Origin of the sequence: Streptococcus sp. 959, assembly GCF_013277075.1 — a bacterium.
Lineage (GTDB): Bacteria > Bacillota > Bacilli > Lactobacillales > Streptococcaceae > Streptococcus > Streptococcus pseudopneumoniae_C.
On record NZ_VMMF01000047.1, the window covers coordinates 1 to 611 of the forward strand.

The 611-nt window shown below is 41.9% G+C and carries 1 protein-coding gene; it reads left to right on the top strand.

The features are described from left to right. On the top strand, window positions 1–611 hold a 611-nt coding region (locus HT717_RS09780), incomplete at both ends, for a YitT family protein (RefSeq protein WP_173305147.1).

Consider the following 611-nt stretch of genomic DNA (forward strand, 5'->3'; position numbering starts at 1 on the left):
GCTGGTTGGAATGTACCGATTGCGGTGGTCTATTACGATCTGAACATCCCCTTGCTTATCTTAGCTTGGTATAAAATTGGTTATAAATTTACTATCTTGACCTTTATTACGGTATCCTTCAGTTCTTTCTTTATCCAATTTATGCCGCCAGTTACCCTGACGACGGATCCGTTAGTCAATGCTATTTTCGGTGGGCTTATGCTGGGAACTGGAATTGGCTTTGCACTTAGGAACAATGTATCCAGTGGTGGTACTGATATTGTCTCTATCATTATTCGCAAGAAGACGGGACGTCAAGTTGGCTCCATTTCCTTGATTGTCAACATTATGATTATGTTGATTGCAGGGATGACCTTTGGCTGGCAATATGCCCTGTATTCAATGGTTGCGCTATTTATCTCCAGCCGCATGACAGATGCGATTTTCGTGAAACAAAAACGGATGCAGGCCATGATTATTACCAATCATCCTGAACGAGTCATTAAGAAAATCCATAAGAAGCTCAATCGCGGTGTGACCATTATTAACGGTGCTGAGGGTGCTTATAACCATGAGCAAAAGACGATTCTCATTACCATCATCACTCGTGCAGAGTTCAATGATTTCAAGCA